At 49.2% G+C, this 16433-nt stretch carries 10 protein-coding genes; 2 read left to right on the forward strand and 8 right to left on the reverse strand.

Annotation, left to right across the window (positions count from 1 at the left end):
* Window positions 1-187: 187 nt before the first annotated feature.
* Both IEY24_RS16500 and IEY24_RS16505 read left to right on the forward strand, forming a co-directional pair.
* Complete coding sequence (locus IEY24_RS16500; RefSeq protein WP_188933997.1) at window positions 188-397, forward strand: DUF2281 domain-containing protein; 210 nt, start codon at window positions 188-190, stop codon at window positions 395-397.
* Window positions 398-790: a type II toxin-antitoxin system VapC family toxin gene (locus tag IEY24_RS16505; protein WP_188933999.1), complete on the forward strand. Its 393-nt coding sequence runs from the start codon at window positions 398-400 to the stop codon at window positions 788-790.
* A 6-nt stretch (window positions 791-796) separates the two neighbouring features.
* Here the strand turns inward: IEY24_RS16505 and IEY24_RS16510 are convergent, their stop codons facing one another.
* The 8 genes from IEY24_RS16510 to IEY24_RS16545 all read right to left on the reverse strand — a co-directional run bounded on the left by IEY24_RS16510 (window position 797) and on the right by IEY24_RS16545 (window position 16377).
* On the reverse strand, window positions 797-3172 hold the full coding sequence (locus IEY24_RS16510) for an ABC transporter permease (RefSeq protein WP_188934001.1): 2376 nt from the start codon (window positions 3170-3172) through the stop codon (window positions 797-799).
* Window positions 3173-3259: 87 nt separating this feature from the next.
* On the reverse strand, window positions 3260-5674 hold the full coding sequence (locus tag IEY24_RS16515; RefSeq protein ID WP_188934003.1) for an ABC transporter permease: 2415 nt from the start codon (window positions 5672-5674) through the stop codon (window positions 3260-3262).
* 33 nt (window positions 5675-5707) lie between these two features.
* Complete coding sequence (locus IEY24_RS16520) at window positions 5708-8122, reverse strand: ABC transporter permease (RefSeq protein ID WP_188934006.1); 2415 nt, start codon at window positions 8120-8122, stop codon at window positions 5708-5710.
* 109 nt (window positions 8123-8231) lie between these two features.
* Complete coding sequence (locus tag IEY24_RS16525; RefSeq protein ID WP_188934008.1) at window positions 8232-10688, reverse strand: ABC transporter permease; 2457 nt, start codon at window positions 10686-10688, stop codon at window positions 8232-8234.
* Between the two features lie 157 nt (window positions 10689-10845).
* The gene (locus IEY24_RS16530; RefSeq protein ID WP_188934010.1) at window positions 10846-11211 is read right to left on the reverse strand and encodes a DUF5615 family PIN-like protein; all 366 of its coding nucleotides are present in this window, start codon (window positions 11209-11211) and stop codon (window positions 10846-10848) included.
* Complete coding sequence (locus IEY24_RS16535; RefSeq protein ID WP_188934011.1) at window positions 11208-11435, reverse strand: DUF433 domain-containing protein; 228 nt, start codon at window positions 11433-11435, stop codon at window positions 11208-11210. The genes IEY24_RS16530 and IEY24_RS16535 overlap by 4 nt, the downstream gene beginning before the upstream one ends.
* A 63-nt stretch (window positions 11436-11498) precedes the next feature.
* Window positions 11499-13880, reverse strand: a complete 2382-nt coding sequence (locus IEY24_RS16540) for an ABC transporter permease (protein ID WP_188934013.1) — start codon at window positions 13878-13880, stop codon at window positions 11499-11501.
* A 115-nt stretch (window positions 13881-13995) separates the two neighbouring features.
* Window positions 13996-16377 (reverse strand): ABC transporter permease, encoded by a 2382-nt coding sequence (locus IEY24_RS16545; RefSeq protein ID WP_188934015.1) that lies wholly within the window; start codon window positions 16375-16377, stop codon window positions 13996-13998.
* Between the last annotated feature and the right edge of the window lie 56 nt (window positions 16378-16433).

A 16433-nucleotide genomic window follows, 5' to 3' on the forward strand; every position in this document is an offset into this window, starting at 1 on the left:
TTTGTTTATGTCTTTTAGAGGCACATTTAACCTCCAAGTTTAACGCGCTGGAAACGCAATCTGCGAAATGTCACTGGTAGTAGATGGCAGCGGGGTTTTCATCGACGAATGGGGTTGCCGCTGGCTGGATAGAATTGCTAAAATTTTCTTTTGTTTTTAAATTTGGATAAGGTCAACCATAAAAGAAATGTTAACTACAATTAAAGGGATTTATGAAAACGGCAAGGTGACGCCCATAGGAACGCCACCTGTACAGTCGCGCACGGAAGTCACAGTTACATTCCCGGAAAAAGTGGCAAGCCCGCTTAAAAAACGTCAGGCGGGAGCACTAAAGGGAAGAATTCACATGTCAGATGATTTCAACGAACCACTGGACGATTTGAAAGAATATATGTAGATGAAAGTATTACTAGACACACACTCTCTCATTTGGTTTCTTGAAGACAGCCCCAGACTCTCACGGAAGGCCAAATCTCTCATGGAAGATTTAGGCAATGACGTTTATGTACATGCCATCAGTTGGTTTGAAATGTCAATCAAGGCGAAAATCGGAAAACTTTCGCTGGCGGACCCTATCGATATAGCTTTTACACAAGCTTCGAAAAACGGTATATTGACCATAGATATAAATGCACCACAGCTGAAAGCTTACCAAAGTCTACCATTCATCCACGAACACCGCGATCCGTTCGACCGTTTAATAATTGCAACTGCTTTGCATGAAGGCTTCAATATCATTTCAAATGATCCGAAGTTCTCGCTGTACCCGGCAGCAAAAGTGCTCTGGTAGAATAAATCATTCACTCCTCAAAGACTTCACCGGATTCATCAGCGCCGCCTTGATCGCCTGAAAACTGACCGTCAGCAAGGTAATGGCAACGGCTAGAAAGGCAGCGACGACGAACACGACCCAGCTGAGTTGGATGTGGTATTCGTATTTTTTCAACCAGTCGTGCAGAAAATAGAGCGCGATGGGTGAGGCGATGACACAGGAGATGATGACCAGATACACAAACTCTATGGATAGCATCGCCCACATCTGCGCGACGCTGGCGCCCAACGCTTTGCGAATGCCGATCTCTTTGGTACGTTGCTCGGCCGTATAGGCTGCCAATCCAAACAGGCCAAGACAGGAAATGAAGACCGCCAGCACCGCAAATACCCGTGCCAGTTTCCCTATCCGTTCCTCGGCCCTGAATTTGGCATCATATTCCTCATCGGCAAACTTGAATTCGAATGGCGAATCCGGATCATGTTTACGGAAAACAGCTTCTACCTTCTTCAAGGCCTTATCTACCGGTGCGCCGGGTGTAAGTTTGACGTTGATCAGGTTGGCCCAATCGTAATTCAGCATAAAAATGGTCGGCACCGCCGGCTCGTAGGGCGATTGCATCACCATATCCTTAATCACACCCACAACCTGCCGCGGCTTGCCGTTGTAGCGTATCGTTTTACCTATGATATTTTTCAGACCCGTGAGCTTCACGGCCGATTCGTTCAGTACAAACCCTGCCGTATCGGTCGAGAAATCCCTAGAAAAGTCGCGGCCGTCGATGATTTTCCAGCCTATTGTTTTGCCAAAATCGTGTGTACAGGCGATGGTCCCGAACAGCGGAACAGAGCCAGCTTCCAGCCCCTCCCATTCGAAGCCGATCTGGTTGGAATAAATACCCGTTGTAGGACTCGACGATTCACTCATTTCGTACACACTTCCGGTTTTGAGCAGATCATCGCGCAGCGGATGATATTTACCCCACAAATTAGGTGAAATATTAATTTGCAAAAGCCCCTGACGGTCATAACCAACCGGGCGGTTTTTGGCATGCTGGATCTGCTGAAAGACTATAATCGTGCCGATGATGAGGGTGATGGACACCGTGAACTGTAACACCACCATCACTTTCCGGGGCACTCCCGAGTATTTCCCTACCTTGAATGTACCCTTCAAAACCGATAAGGGGTTAAACGACGACAGATAAAATGCCGGGTAACTGCCCGCCACCAGGCCTGTGAACAATGCGAAAACGATCAGCCCCAGCCAGAACTGCCAGTCGAAGAACGGGAATTTCACGTGCTTACCCGCGAGGTCGTTGAATGCCGGCAGCGAAATGAGCACGATAAGGATCGCCAGTACCAACGCAAACATGACCACCAGGAACGATTCGCTCAAAAACTGTAATACCAACTGGCTTTTAAGCGAACCGATCGACTTACGAATGCCCACTTCCTTGGCCCGCTTTTCCGACCGTGCCGTGCTCAGGTTCATAAAATTGATACATGCCAAAAGCAGTACAAATGCGCCGATAATGCCGAAAAGCCAAACAAACTGAATGCGCCCGCCGACATTCTGCCCGTCTTTGAAATCGGAATACAGGTGCCAGCGGCTCATCGGGTGCAGCAAATATTGCGGCTTGTCGGTTTTGGAGAATGCGTGCGGCATTTCCACGTCCCTGATTTTGCGGGAAACCGTTGCGATCTCTGCATGATCGGCCACCTGTGCGAACCATTGGAATGAGTGGTTACCCCATTGCGTTTGTGATTCCTTCACCCAGCCCTCGGCTTGCAGGTAGTCGTTCCAGGGCAGGATCAGGTACAGCTCATTGAAACTAGAATTGAAGGGAATATCCTCATAAACACCCGTCACTTTCACATCCTTCTTGATGTCGAGTTTGAGTGTTTTGTTCAGAGCATCTGCGTCTCCGAAAAGCGCTTTCGCCAGCGACTCGCAAATCACCACCGACCCGGGATTCTTCAGTGCACTGTAATCGCCCCGGATCATTTTCAGGCCCAGCATTTCCGGAAGGGACGGCTGCGCCCACATGCCAGTCTTGTTGATCTTCTTATTGCCGTTAGCCAGCAAATGCCCGAAGTTCCAGGAGGCCAGCGCAGTGTGTTTGAAATCTGCCGGATACTTGGTCGCCATTTCCGTCACAGACGGTATAGAAACCGCAGTACTGGTTCCGGTTTGGCCATTGAATGTCTGATTGATCCAGGCCTGTACCACGCGGTCGTAGTTTTTGTGGTATTTGTTGTAGGACAATTCATCCCACACCCACAGTCCGATCAGCATTGTGACGGCAATACCTACCGCCAGTCCGACAATGTTAATCAGGGAATAAACTTTGTTTTTACGAAGATTACGGAGTGCGATTAACAGATAATTCTTGATCATGGCCGGAGGCAGATAGAATGAGCGTTTGGAATGTGTTTCGCGAAAGATGTAAAAAGCTGTGCGCCGGTTGCATCTGCGATCGTCTGATTATTCACTTCTTAATGCCTTCACCGGGTTCGTCATCGCAGCCTTGACGCTCTGGAAGCTGATAGTAGCCAACGCGATCAACACCGCCGCGACGCCCGCCACCGCGAAAAGCCACCAGCTGATATGCACTTTATAGCTAAAATCCTGCAACCATTCATTCATGAAATACCAGGCAATAGGCGACGCAATCACCAGCGCAATCACTACCAGTTTGATAAAATCGATTGAAAACAGCCCGAAAATATTCATCGCGGAGGCGCCGATGGCTTTACGGATGCCCATTTCCTTCGTGCGCGATTCGGCCATGAAGGCTACCACGCCATACAAGCCCAGACACCCGATAAAAATCGCGATGAAACTCAGGATTTTAAAGAGCGAAAAGAACTTGGCTTCCTTCTCGTAAAAGCTATCCAGCGTCTGATCGTAGAATGTGTATTTAAACAAATAATCGGGAAAAGCCTCCGTCCATACCTTTTCGATCCGGTCAATCTGTTCCAGCCCGGCATTCTTATCCAGTTTGACGCTTAATGTCCGGTAATTGTCACGCATGGTGGTCATCACGCACGGAATAATCTCCTGGTGAAGTGTGTAGGTATTGAAGTTTTTAACGACACCTACTACCGGAAGCTTCGCATCTCCCCCGCCGATCGTCAGCCGCTTACCGATAATGTCTTCCGGTTTTTTAAAGCCTAGTTTTTGGGCAAATGCCTCGTTCACGACATATTCCCGGATCGTGTCCGCCGACAAATACATTCTTCCCGCAGCCATTTTCAGCCCGTAAGTGTTGAAGTATGCCGTGTCGGCCGGACGCATTACGACGGTAAAATCGAGGTCCTCGGCGTCATTTTCATATCTAAACCCGGTTTGCCAGTTACTTCTCGACATCGGTGTAAACGCACTGTAAGCAATGGATTTCACGCCCGGTATCGCACTAACCTGTTCCCGCAATGCTTCGAGCTTACCCTCCGGTTGGTCGGGGATGGCGATCGTCACAATCTCGTCCTTCTCAAAACCCAGGTCGAGCGTACTAAAATACTTCATCTGACTGTAAGCGATCAGTGTACCGATGAGGATCACCTGCGAAATCGAGAATTGCAGTACGATAAGGCCTTTGCGCAAATTGGATTGCCCCCCTCCGGCAGTACTCATTTTCCCTTTCAGTGCTAAAATCGGCTGATAGCCTGAAACAACCAATGCAGGATAAAACCCAGCCAGGAAAGTGGTAGCAACAGCCAGTATCACACAGCACAGCAAGATGGAAGGGTCCTGGAAAAACACCACATCCCGCGTCTCGATATTGAGAATATTGGCAATGTAAGGCAACAGCAGCTGCGCAGAAACCAACGCAAGGATTACCGAAAATACCGTAATAATCCCGGTTTCCGAGAAATACTGGCGCAACAGCTGTCCGCGGGTACTGCCCAGCACCTTCCGCACGCCCACCTCGCGTGAGCGTCGCAATGCCTGCGCGGTGGCAAGGTTTACAAAATTCACACAAGCGGTGATCAGGATAAATATCCCGACGAGCGACATGGCCCAGATCATTCCCTTACTGATCGAGCGATTGGTGTAATTGCCTGTTTTCGTAGCAAAATGGATATCCTTAACCGGTTGCAGAACAAACTTCACTTTTTCAGCATCCTTCGGCTTTCGGTATTTTTTATTGAATGCTAAGAGCTGCTGCTCAAATTGTGCCTCGCTCACATTTTTGGGTAACATCAGGTACACTTGTCCACCTCCGTAGGTGGAAACCCAGTCGTCCCAGTTCGTAAATGCACCAAACTCTTTCAATGACGCGAATGAAAGCATGGTCGTAAATGGCAGGTTGGTAGTAGCCGGAGGGTCCGCGACCACGCCCGTCACTACAAAATCCATCTGGTTCCTTACCCGGATGCTCTTCCCGATCGGATCGGCATTCCCGAAATACTTCAAAGCTTGGCCCTCGGTCAGAACGACCGAACCAGGATTTTTAAGCGCCTGCGAGGGCGAGCCTTTCAGCCATTTGTAATCGAACATCCGGAAATACTCGGGCCCGATGAATGCGATATTATAGCCGGGATCCGAAAACTTCTTCTTCTCCGTACCCTGCGTAACCGTGATCAACGTCTCGCGCAAGCCATATGTACACGTCACCTGGCCGCGGATCTCGGCGAAATCGTTGCGTAATGCCGCCAATGCAGGAAGCTGAATACCAGCGCTGAAACCTTTTTCCCCATCCTCAATACTATGATTGAGCAGGCGGTAAAGACGGTCGGCATTTGCATGATGGCCGTCAAAACTCAGCTCATACCGGACAGTAAAAAAGATAAGCAAGCAACACGCAAGGCTCAAAGTAAGCCCGGTAATGTTGATCAATGTAAAATTCCAGTTACGGCGAAGGTTTCTGAATGAGGTCGTGAGATAGTTTTTGATCATGGCTAGGTTGATTGGATTCAGGCAATTTTTAGTCTATTCACTCCGCAGCGACTTCACTGGGTTCATCAGCGCGGCTTTGATACTCTGGAAGCTAACGGTTGCCACGGCAACGAGCACCGCCGCGGCACCAACGCCTACGAATACCAACGGACTGATTTCGATGCGGTAGGGATAGTTATCCAGCCAAAGCTGCATGAAATACCAGGCTGCTGGCGTGGCGATCACGATCGCAATGAGGACCAGTTTGACAAAATCTTTCGATAACACGAACACCAGGCTGGCAATGCTCGCACCAAGCACTTTGCGGACGCCGATTTCCTTCGTGCGTTGCTCCATGACGATCAATGCGACAGCGAACAGACCAAGGCAGGACAATATCACGGCAACTGCGGATGCAAGGCTGAAAATCTGTGAAAGCCTTTCTTCCTCTTTATACCAGGCGTTCGTATTTTCATCGATAAATGAGCCGATAAACTCCGATTCCGGCGTAATTTCCTTCCAGATATTTTTCAACTTCTCCATCGACGATGCCAGACCTTGTGGCGTAACCCGTACAAAAATATAGCCTATGCCGTCTGTATGAGAAAGGTACATCGTGATCGGCTTCTTGTCCGTCTTGGAAGAGTAAAGGTTAAAATCGGGGATTACGCCGATGATCTGATGCTTGATGCCCGCAGTATCAGTCTGGAAGAACTTGCCGACAGGGTCTTTTTCTCCAATCGCCTTGGCCATGCTTTCGGTGACGATAACCCTTCCCATCGAGTCGGTCGGATAAGCGGGATTAAACTCCCGTCCGTCGATCAGTTTGATATTGAGTGTTTTGAGGTAGTCGTAGCTGATATGCAGCCAGTCGGTTTCCACTTCGCGTTCTTTGAATGTGAAACCGATGGAGCTGCGCGAAGTGCTTCGGTCGAGGCCCATTCCCAGGTTCACGGCTGAACCGGTGATACTTACAATATTCGGATCGCTGGCGAGGCGGTTACGCATTCTGCGCAACGCAGTCTGGCCATTAACCTTCCTTCCCACGGGAATGCTGATCACCTCCTCTTTCTGGAAGCCCAGCGGCTGTTTCCGTAGATGGTCGACCTGCTGCACTGCGATGATCGTGCAGCAGATCAGCAGGCTCGACAGCGCAAATTGGGCAACAATTAACGAATTACGCAATACACCCGGCTTTTTGAGCGACACCCTCCCTTTCAGAACTTCCACCGCATTGAATTTCGACATCTGCAATGCCGGATAACCGCCAGCAACGAGGGTAACAAACAAAAACAGTCCCACCAGCAATGCAATCTTATCGGGCTCGAAAATGTATTCCAGGGTTAGTTTGGACCTGAATGTCGCATTAAACAATGGCAAAAGCAGCACTGCCAGCACAACGCCCGTCAGGAAGCCGAAGAAGCATATCACACCTGCTTCACCCCAGATCTGGAAGAAAAGCTGTTGTTTCAACGCGCCGAGCGACTTGCGTACACCCACCTCGCGTGCACGTATAAATGAGCGCGCGACATTGAGGTTGATGAAGTTGATGCAGGCGATCAGCAGGATAAAAAGGCCGATACCCATTAATGCGTAGATCAGCGATCCTTCCTTACCGCCGGAAATCTCCCGGTTAAAGTGGACATCTTCCAGTTTTTGAAGGCGGAGCGCATAGAGATCGCCCCTTTCGTCTGGTTTAGCACCTTTCTTTTTAAGCTTCGTGATAGTTTCTGCGAAATATTTGGCCGTGAAAGGTTTCAGCTTCTTTTCAAATGCAAGCTTATCGACTCCTGGTTTTAGTTTTAAGAAAATATTGTGAGAAAATGCGTCCCACTGGTCCTTTTGGTGTTGATAACCGCCCACATTTTCGCTGCGTATAAACGCGTCGAATTGCAGGGATGAGTTTTCAGGAAAATCCGCAAGGACCCCGCTCACTACATATTCCTTCTTGCTTTCCTCTAATCCCAACTGAATGCGCTTGCCCATCGGATCTTCCTCCCCGAAAACGGCTTTGGCCATATGTTCGGTGATGACAATATTGCTAAGGTCCTGCAAAGCGGCTTGCGCGCTGCCCTGGATAAAGGGAAATGAGAAGACCTTGAAAAAATCCGGCTCGGTGAATTTGAAATTTTTGTCGAGGTATTTCCCTTTGTACTCCACCACGTCCGACCCATTGACAACCCGCGCAACGGCTTCGATGTCGGGATATTCGGCCTTCAATGCGGGCGTGATCGGAAACGGCATCGAAGCGGTACGATCTACGCGTTCCGGATCATTGGAGAAGAAATATGGCTCGTAAATGCGGTCTTTGTCGGCGTGAAAACTATCGTACGACAGCGAGAAATAAGCCGTCAGAAACAGAAAAACACTTACGCAAAAAGCGACCGCCAATCCGACGATATTGATAAATGCGTAACCCTTGCTCTTCCAAAGGTTACGCAATGCGATTTTGAGGTAGTTTTTGAACATGGCTTTTATTTATATGGAGGAAAGGAGGAAGGGGAGGATGGAGGAAAGGGGGGATGTAAACTTCTTAATTTTTCCTACCTCCCTTTCTTCCCCTTCCTCCCTTTCTCTCCTATTCCGATTTCAACGATTTCACAGGATTAGTAACAGCCGCTTTAATTGCCTGGGTACTCACTGTCAGCAATGCGATGATCACTGCCAACGCACCTGCCCCGGCGAACATCCACCATTGCAGGCTGATTTTATAGGCAAAATCGTTTAACCAACGGTTCATCAGGTACCAGGTGAGCGGGGTGGCTATGACGATGGAAACAATTACCAGTTTCACAAAATCGCCCGACAACAACCCTACGATGTTGGCCACCGAAGCTCCAAGCACTTTTCGTACGCCTATTTCTTTGATACGCTGCTGAGCGGCAAAGGCAGCCAGGCCAAACAATCCGAGGCTGGAAATCAGGATGGAAACAAGGGTAAATGCATTGACAAGCCTGGAAGTACGCGCATCGGCGGCGTAATTTTTTTGAAAATCCTCATCGAGGAATGTGTAGGCAAAAGGCTCATCGGGCACGAGCGACTTCCATTTGCTTTCTATCAATGGCAGCGCGGAAGCTGCGTCTTTTCCAGCGATATGGGCGATCAGGTAGTTGTAACTGGGGTCCATATTGAGGAAGAAGGCGTAAGGCTCGATGGCTTTGTGCAAATCCTGAAAGTGAAAATCTTTGACGACACCCACGACTTCAACCGAGCCCGGCGTATCCCCGCCGTTGTTGAACAGGAATTTCTGGCCCACTGCCTTGTTCAGTGGAACGTTAAATTTCCTGAGTGTGGCCTCGTTGACAACTATTTTGTAATTGGTATCAGCCGGAAACTCCTTCGAAAACATGCGGCCTACAATCGGTTTGAAACCCATCGTTTCCATGAAATCCGGTGCTACCCAGTTGGTTTTGATCAGATTGTCGTCATTTACCGTCTGTCCGGGCAAATAAACCGACATATCACTCGGATTGATGATACCAGGGTAATAGGCAGTGCCCGACGCCGCTGTGATCCGGCTGTCTTGTAAAAGTTCGTTTTTCAATGCCGTGTAAGCCTGCCGCGCTTCCTGGCTCCGGAAAGGGATCACGATCTGCTGGTCTTTGGTGAAACCGAGCGGCTGCTCCTTCATGAACCGGATCTGCCCCTGAATGACGATCGTAGCAACCACCAGACTAATCGAAATCACAAACTGAAAGACTACCAACCCCCGGCGCAGCGTAGTGGCCGATACGGAATTGACAAACCGTCCCTTGATCACGTCCAGCGGGTTAAATACCGACAAGTAAAACGCCGGGTAACTACCCGCCAGCAAACCGGTAAGCAACGCCAGCAGCACAAACCCACCGACAATTTTCGGTTGCAGGAGGTCATGGACGTCAAGCGATTTGTCGGCCAGCTGATTAAAAAATGGCAGCAGCAGCACTACAAGTAGCACAGCTATCGCCAGCCCGAGAAATGTTAGCACCATCGACTCGCCCAGAAACTGACCGACGAGGCTGCCCTTGCCGGCACCCATGACCTTGCGCATGCCTACCTCAGCCGCCCGTTTCGCAGATCGCGCGGTGGCAAGGTTCATGAAATTGATGCAGGCGATCAGCAATGTAAATACGGCGATACATGCCAGAACGTACAAATAGGTCGAACTTGTGGTGGACGACAGAATGCGGTCGATCCGGCTGAAAAGGTGAATGTCCCGGACAGCGAGCAATGCCAGCTTCTTATCATATCCCGCGATTTTGAGATCCTTTCGTGCATATTTTTCGATGAATGCAGGCAATTTCGCTTCAAACGCTGCGGCATCGGTACCCGGCCTGAGGCGCAGGTAGTGATAAAACATGTTGTTGTTTGTGAAATTGAGATCAGGCTGCCGAAGGTAATCGCCAATCCAGCCTACTTTGAATGACACAAAATAATGGGCGTCTATGTGTGAACGCGCGCTTTCGTCGCGAAATACGCCGGTGACCTTGAAGTTCTCATTATGGCCCGTCTTCCCCCCCACTTTCACCGTGCGGTTCAATGCCGGTTCGCTGCCAAAAAGCTTCTGGGCAAGGACATCGGAAAGGACAATCGAATGCGGATCGTCGAGCGCCGTGCGCTTGTCACCTTGCAGGAATTGATAGGTAAAAACGTCAAAAAACGTCGAATCGACGTGCGTTCCTTTGGTTTCGTAGAACGAGAGCGGATCTTTCCCAGGCTGCTCCACGGTCAGCAATGCCTTGTCTTCCATAAAGTTCTGCCAGACGCGCGTCGCCTGCACCACCTCGGGGTACTCGGCCTTTAATGCAGCCGCATAGGGCGCCGGTGCACGGGGATTGTCCATCTTCTCCCCGTTCGGCTGCACGTTCTCCGAGCGTACCAGATAAAGCTCATTGACATGCTCCTGATGCTTATCGAACGAAATCTCGCTCAGAATGTAAAGCAGCAGGAGCATGCAACACGTCATCCCGACCGAAAGGCCGAAGACGTTGATAACAGAGAACATCTTGTTTTTCAAGACATTTCTCCAAGCAATTTTCAGATAGTTTTTGATCATGGCTGGGTCCTGGATTGCATTCCGACTTTTTGGAATGAATAATTGTACCAACCATCCAACACCTAAGCAATAAGCTCAAAATCAAGCAATTAATCACCAATAAAACAACAAAGAGTGTCCGAAACTGGACACTCTTGTTCGATATTGCAAAGAGAAATTAATTCAGTGGCAACAGCCTGATTTTCGATTTTTGATCAAATAGTGTTATCAAACACCCCAACCCTAAAAAGCTGTCGTATTCGTGGAAGCATTTTAGCACTGTCGGCCCGATGGCCTCAGGTAATAGGTTATGACTACGAATTTGAAAAACACTGGGTGCTTTGGCATTCGTTGCAGCGAGAATTGTACCAAAATCAAGATCGTGCGTGAATACTACAAAGCCATTCTGTTTAGCGTACTCGAAAATTACTTTGTCTGGATCGGTGGCTTTGCCAATTTCAGACCAGTGCTTTGACATCATTGCATTTTCAGCGAAGTACTTCACCCAAACTGGCGACAGATTCATGTCGATCAGTATCTTCATGCAGCCTGGAAAGGAATTTCGATTTCATCTGCACGCCAGGCAGCATAAGCCAGCGCTTCACTTATATCTTCCGCCTCGAGGTATGGATAAAATTCCAGCACTTCATCGAAACTTTTGCCAGACGCGATGAGTCCTACAATCGTTCCGACTGTTACCCGCATTCCTCTGACACAAGGTTTCCCTCCCATGACATTAGGATCAAAAGTGATTCTATTCAGTTCCATAGGTCATTTTTTCTTAAAGTTAAGGAAATACCTCCAATCATGTACACAACTCAGCTACTCCCCCTATTCACTCCGTAGACTCTTCACCGGATCGGCCAATGCCGCCTTGATACCCTGAAACCCGACGGTCAAAATAGTAAGCAGCAATGCACCTATTGCAACGAGCACGAAAACGTACCAGGGCAAATTGACGTGGTATTCGAAACTCGCCAGATACTTGATGACAAAGGTGTAAGCCAGCGGCAGCCCTACGAGCATTGCGATGACTAGCAGAACAATAAAATCGCGGGAAAGCAGCATGGCAATTCCCTGCACACTGGCGCCAAGCACCTTGCGGATACCGATTTCTTTTGTACGCTTGCTGGCAGCAAGCGATATGAGCCCGAAAATACCCGCCAGTGCGATTACTATGGCCAGCAGCGTTACGAAATTGACCATTTTCCAAATACCATCCAGGTCATTGTACTGTCGGCTAAGCTCTTCCTGCATGTAAAAAAACTGGAACGGCCGCCTGGATGGTATTTTCTTCATTGCCTTTTCGAGGCCTGCTAATACACCCTTCGCCTGCGAAATGTCGGTGAATTTCAATGTAAGGTAACTGTTCAGGCTTGGTGGGCCGTTGTACCAGTGCAGCAACGGTTCGATCCGCTCTTTCAGCGGTCCATAATGGAAGTCTTTCATGACGCCCACAACCGTATAAACCTCCGCATTATTACCCTGCCGGAGTCTTTTCCCAATGGCCGTCGTCCACCCGAAAGCCTTGCGGGCCGCCTCGTTGATCACCACGGGATGTTGTTCACCGTTTCTGTCGAGTTCCTCGGAAAAATCCCTCCCTTCCACCATCCGGATATCGTAGGTGGCGGTGTAGTTCGTGCTCGTACCGACATGGCGTAGGCGGATGTTTTTGGAGTCTTCCCCCTCGGGTGTATACACGTTATAGTTACTCCAGTAGCGCGTCGGAACAATGCCCGAGATAGCGATACTTTCGATTTTAGAATTTTGCTTTAAACCATCAAGAATAGGCACAAACTGCTGAACAGCCGCATTCTCGTCTTTATATTGAAGGTCCGACGACACTACTACGATACGCTCCCCTTTGAAACCGGTATCAGCTTGCCGCATGAAATTGATCTGCCAGCGCACCGCTATCGCACCGATTACGAGGACAATGGCAATTACCAGCTGAACCACAATCAAGGTCCCCTGCGTCCAGTTTCCGGATCCGGGTTTGCCCGCCAGCTTTCCTTTCAAGGTGTCCCGCAAGTCAAGCTTGTTCAAATATGTCGCCGGAATGGTACCGGCGATAAATGCGATGACACCGATGATCGCCATCAAAGTCAGGAACGTAGCGGAATCCTGCTGCCAGTTCACCACGAGCTGCATCCTCCCCTGCCTGAATTCGTTGAATTGAGGTACCAGATACAATATCCCAAACACGACGGCAATCAGCAGCGACCCCGCCAATACCAGCGCCGATTCGGTCCAGAACTGCGCCAGTACCTGCCCGAGCGTCGAGCCGGTCACTTTCCTTACGGCCACTTCTTTCACGCGTGTGAACGACATTGCGGTGTTCAGATTAACCATATTAATGCTGATAATCAATATAATAAATACCGCAATGGTTATCGCACCATAAATCATCCAGCGGAAGGTGGGGTTTTCGTAATGGATAAACTCTTCCAGCGGCGCAATGCGGATCTGCCTCTTCTGCCCTTCCGCGTGGAAGTGCGTTTTCACAAAAGCCGGAAACTTCGCTTCGAGCTTGCCTACATCGGCGCCTTTCCGCAATTTGAGATAAACGGCAGCGAAGGTATTGTACCAGTCGGCACCGGAGGCAAAGTCCTTATTGTCTTCGAGATTGGATATAGGAAGCAGCACTTCGAACTGGATCGACGAATTCGCCGGGACCGGTTCGAGCACGCCTGTTACGGTGAAAGTCATAGAATCCTCCACGGTCACGGTTTCGCCAACAGGATTAATATCCCCAAAAAGCGCTTCCGCAGCCTGGTCGCTTAACACGATCGATTGCTTCCGCTTCAATGCAGCAGCGGCATTCCCATATTTCAGCTTAAAGGAAAAAATATCGAAAAAAGCACTGTCCACATACTTCGTCCGTCTTTGCAGGTCTTTGCCATTGTGGTTCAGCCACACATCATTCCAGCCCTGTACATGCGTACCGGTTTCGATCTCCGGAAAGGTTTTAACCATTTGGTCCAGAATCGGATACACTGTCTGGTTATAGCGCGAGGTAGCATCGGCTGTTTGCACAAAATAGATCCGGTCGTTGTCTTTATGGAACGTATCGAACGTAATACCTCTCTGTATAAAAAGGATCAGAACACCCGCGCTGGCCAATCCCAGCGAAAGCCCCAGTACATTGATCGCCGTAAACAGCCGGTTTTTCCACAGCGTACGGAAAGCGATTTTAAAGTAGTTTTTTAGCATGGTGAAAAGGGAGGAAAGGGAGAAAAGGGAGGAAGGGGAGAAAGGAGGAAGGGGAGGGAGATTAGTAGAGAATCAATATCCCCTTCCTCCATCCTCCCCTTCCTCCTTTCCTCCCTTATTCCGTTCTAAGAGATTGAACAGGATTCAGCATTGCTGCCCGGATGCTCTGGTAACTTACTGTAAGCACCGCGATGGCGATTGCTAAGAATGCCGCCACGGCGAAGTATGACCATGACATCGGGATACGATAGGGAAAATCCTGCAACCACATGTTCGCGCCGTAATAGGAAATCGGTAGTGCGATGATGATGGAAATGAGAACGAGTTTGACAAAATCCATCGAAAGCAGCGTGGTAATGCTGGCAACCGACGCGCCCAGTACTTTGCGGATACCGATCTCCTTGACACGCATCTCGGCATTGAATGTCGCCAGGCCAAACAGGCCAATGCAGGAAACAAAAATCGACAATACCGCGGCAAGCGTAATCATCTGCTTCCATTTCGCCTCGGATTCGTACCGTTTCAGGTTTGCCTCGTCTTCGAATTTGTATTCGAAAGGCAGGTTTTTGATATGATTTCTAAAAATCTTCTCGATGGCTTTGATCGTCGCCGGAGTGTCCTTGCTGTCAAGTTTCGCGAAAATGGTACTAATGCGATAGTTCGGGTCCTGGGTCAGTACCAACGGGGCGATGGTATCTTTTAAAGAGGCATAGTGATAGTCGCGGATTACACCGATGATCTTCATTTTTTTGTTTTTCCACTCAAAATTCACCTCCTGCCCGATCGGGTTTTTCAGTCCGGCGCGCTTCACGAATGCCTCGTTGACGACAATCGCTTCCTCGGGATCGGTAGAATAGCTTTTGGAGAAATTCCGGCCTTTCAGCACCGGGATTTGCAGTGTGTTCAGGAATTCGTCGCTCACGCCAATGTAGCCAAAGCCGATCTCATGCCCGTCGATCTTCGCGCCGGTACCATTATAGTTACCATTGAATGCCGCCACCGATGCGATTCCGGCAGTATTCTTCAACTCGTTCTGGACGACTTCCATCACCTCCTTACCAGGCCCGCCGCGGCCCAGACTGAAACTCATCAGGTTTTGGTCGTTATAACCCAGGTCTTTATTCGTCAGATATTCAAATTGAGCGTAAATCACAATGGTACCAATAACCAGGCAAACCGACAATGCAAACTGGAATATGACAAGCCCTTTCGTCAGGTAATTCTTCTGGGTCAGTTTCGTGCGGTTGTACAGCGTCTGCACAGGACTAAAACCCGAAAGTACCAGCGCCGGATACACACCGGCAACGAGGCCCGTCAGGAAAAACAATGCTACATAACCCGACACAAGCCCGGTATCGAGCAAATACGAAAGTGCAAGTTGCTTGTTGGCAAGCTCGTTGAAAAACGGCAATGCCATTTGCGTAAAGACCACGGCCAGCGCAAATGCAAGAAAGGAAAGCAAAAATGATTCGCCCAAAAACTGGTAAATGAGCTGTTTCCGCAAACCGCCCACCACTTTCCGCACACCAATTTCCTTCGCCCGGTTAAGCGAGCGCGCCACCGTGAGGTTTACGAAATTGATACAGGCGATCAGCAAAATGAAAATGGCGATACCCGACAGAATGTAGGAATAAATAGGGCTGCTGGCGTGGTCGAGACCGTTATGTTGTTCGCCACCGCCGCTTTGTAAATGCATATCCAGGAACGGCATCAGCCCAAACACAACAGCGTTACGGTCCTTTTCCTTACCGGGCTCGACCACCGTTTTGGTCCTCGAAACCTGATTCATCTTCCTTATTACCGCATGATAATCAGCCTTTTGATGTAACAAAAGAAAGGTATTCATATAAAAGCCCATCCACTCATTATCCGTCCAGCCTTTTGCTTCCTGATAGGCAAAAGGCAGCACGGCATCAAACTGAATAGACGAGTTTTGCGGGCAGCGTTTTGCTACCCCCGACACGACAAACGGCTCAAACTCATCCCCTATTTTCAGGTTCATCGTCTGCCCTACCGCATTCTTGGAGCCGAAGTATTTTTCAGCTATGTCCTCACTCAGCACAATGGAGTGAATATCCGAAAGAACCTTTTGGGGATCACCAGAAAGCAGCGGCATCGAGAAAACAGAGAAAAATGGCGCGTCGGCGAACAAAATATCCTCTTTCAGCAGCTCATTCCCTTTTTTAATAACAAAAGAATTACTCTGTGCCCGGATCACCTCCCTGATCTCCGGAATGTCCTGCTTGAAAGTCGGTCCGTGGATCGCATTCGTAAATCCGAATGTGCGGGTTTCACGCTCGTCCTTGCTGGTGACCATGACCCTGTACAATTGGTCCCTATTCTCCTGAAAACGGTCGAAACTCACTTCGTCCTTTGTGTAGAGAACGATGAGCATGCAGCAGGTAAGTCCGAGAGATAGCCCTGCAATGTTGATCACCGAGAAAACCTTGTTCCTCGTGAGATTTCGGATGGCGATTTTGAGATAGTTTTTTAGCATGGCTCTATTTATTAGGAGAAAAGGGAAGAAAGGGAGGAAGGGGGCGAAGGAAAATC

It is taken from the genome of Dyadobacter endophyticus, assembly GCF_014641595.1.
GTDB classification, from domain to species: domain Bacteria; phylum Bacteroidota; class Bacteroidia; order Cytophagales; family Spirosomataceae; genus Dyadobacter; species Dyadobacter endophyticus.

What these genes read in the sequence shown, in the direction of transcription:
- IEY24_RS16530 (WP_188934010.1), bottom strand. Translation starts at nt 11,211, where the DNA reads ATGAAGATACTGATCGACATGAATCTGTCGCCAGTTTGGGTGAAGTAC.
- IEY24_RS16535 (WP_188934011.1), bottom strand. Translation starts at nt 11,435, where the DNA reads ATGGAACTGAATAGAATCACTTTTGATCCTAATGTCATGGGAGGGAAA.
- IEY24_RS16510 (WP_188934001.1), bottom strand. Translation starts at nt 3,172, where the DNA reads ATGATCAAGAATTATCTGTTAATCGCACTCCGTAATCTTCGTAAAAAC.
- IEY24_RS16520 (WP_188934006.1), bottom strand. Translation starts at nt 8,122, where the DNA reads ATGTTCAAAAACTACCTCAAAATCGCATTGCGTAACCTTTGGAAGAGC.
- IEY24_RS16540 (WP_188934013.1), bottom strand. Translation starts at nt 13,880, where the DNA reads ATGCTAAAAAACTACTTTAAAATCGCTTTCCGTACGCTGTGGAAAAAC.
- IEY24_RS16545 (WP_188934015.1), bottom strand. Translation starts at nt 16,377, where the DNA reads ATGCTAAAAAACTATCTCAAAATCGCCATCCGAAATCTCACGAGGAAC.
- IEY24_RS16515 (WP_188934003.1), bottom strand. Translation starts at nt 5,674, where the DNA reads ATGATCAAAAACTATCTCACGACCTCATTCAGAAACCTTCGCCGTAAC.
- IEY24_RS16505 (WP_188933999.1), top strand. Translation starts at nt 398, where the DNA reads ATGAAAGTATTACTAGACACACACTCTCTCATTTGGTTTCTTGAAGAC.
- IEY24_RS16500 (WP_188933997.1), top strand. Translation starts at nt 188, where the DNA reads ATGTTAACTACAATTAAAGGGATTTATGAAAACGGCAAGGTGACGCCC.
- IEY24_RS16525 (WP_188934008.1), bottom strand. Translation starts at nt 10,688, where the DNA reads ATGATCAAAAACTATCTGAAAATTGCTTGGAGAAATGTCTTGAAAAAC.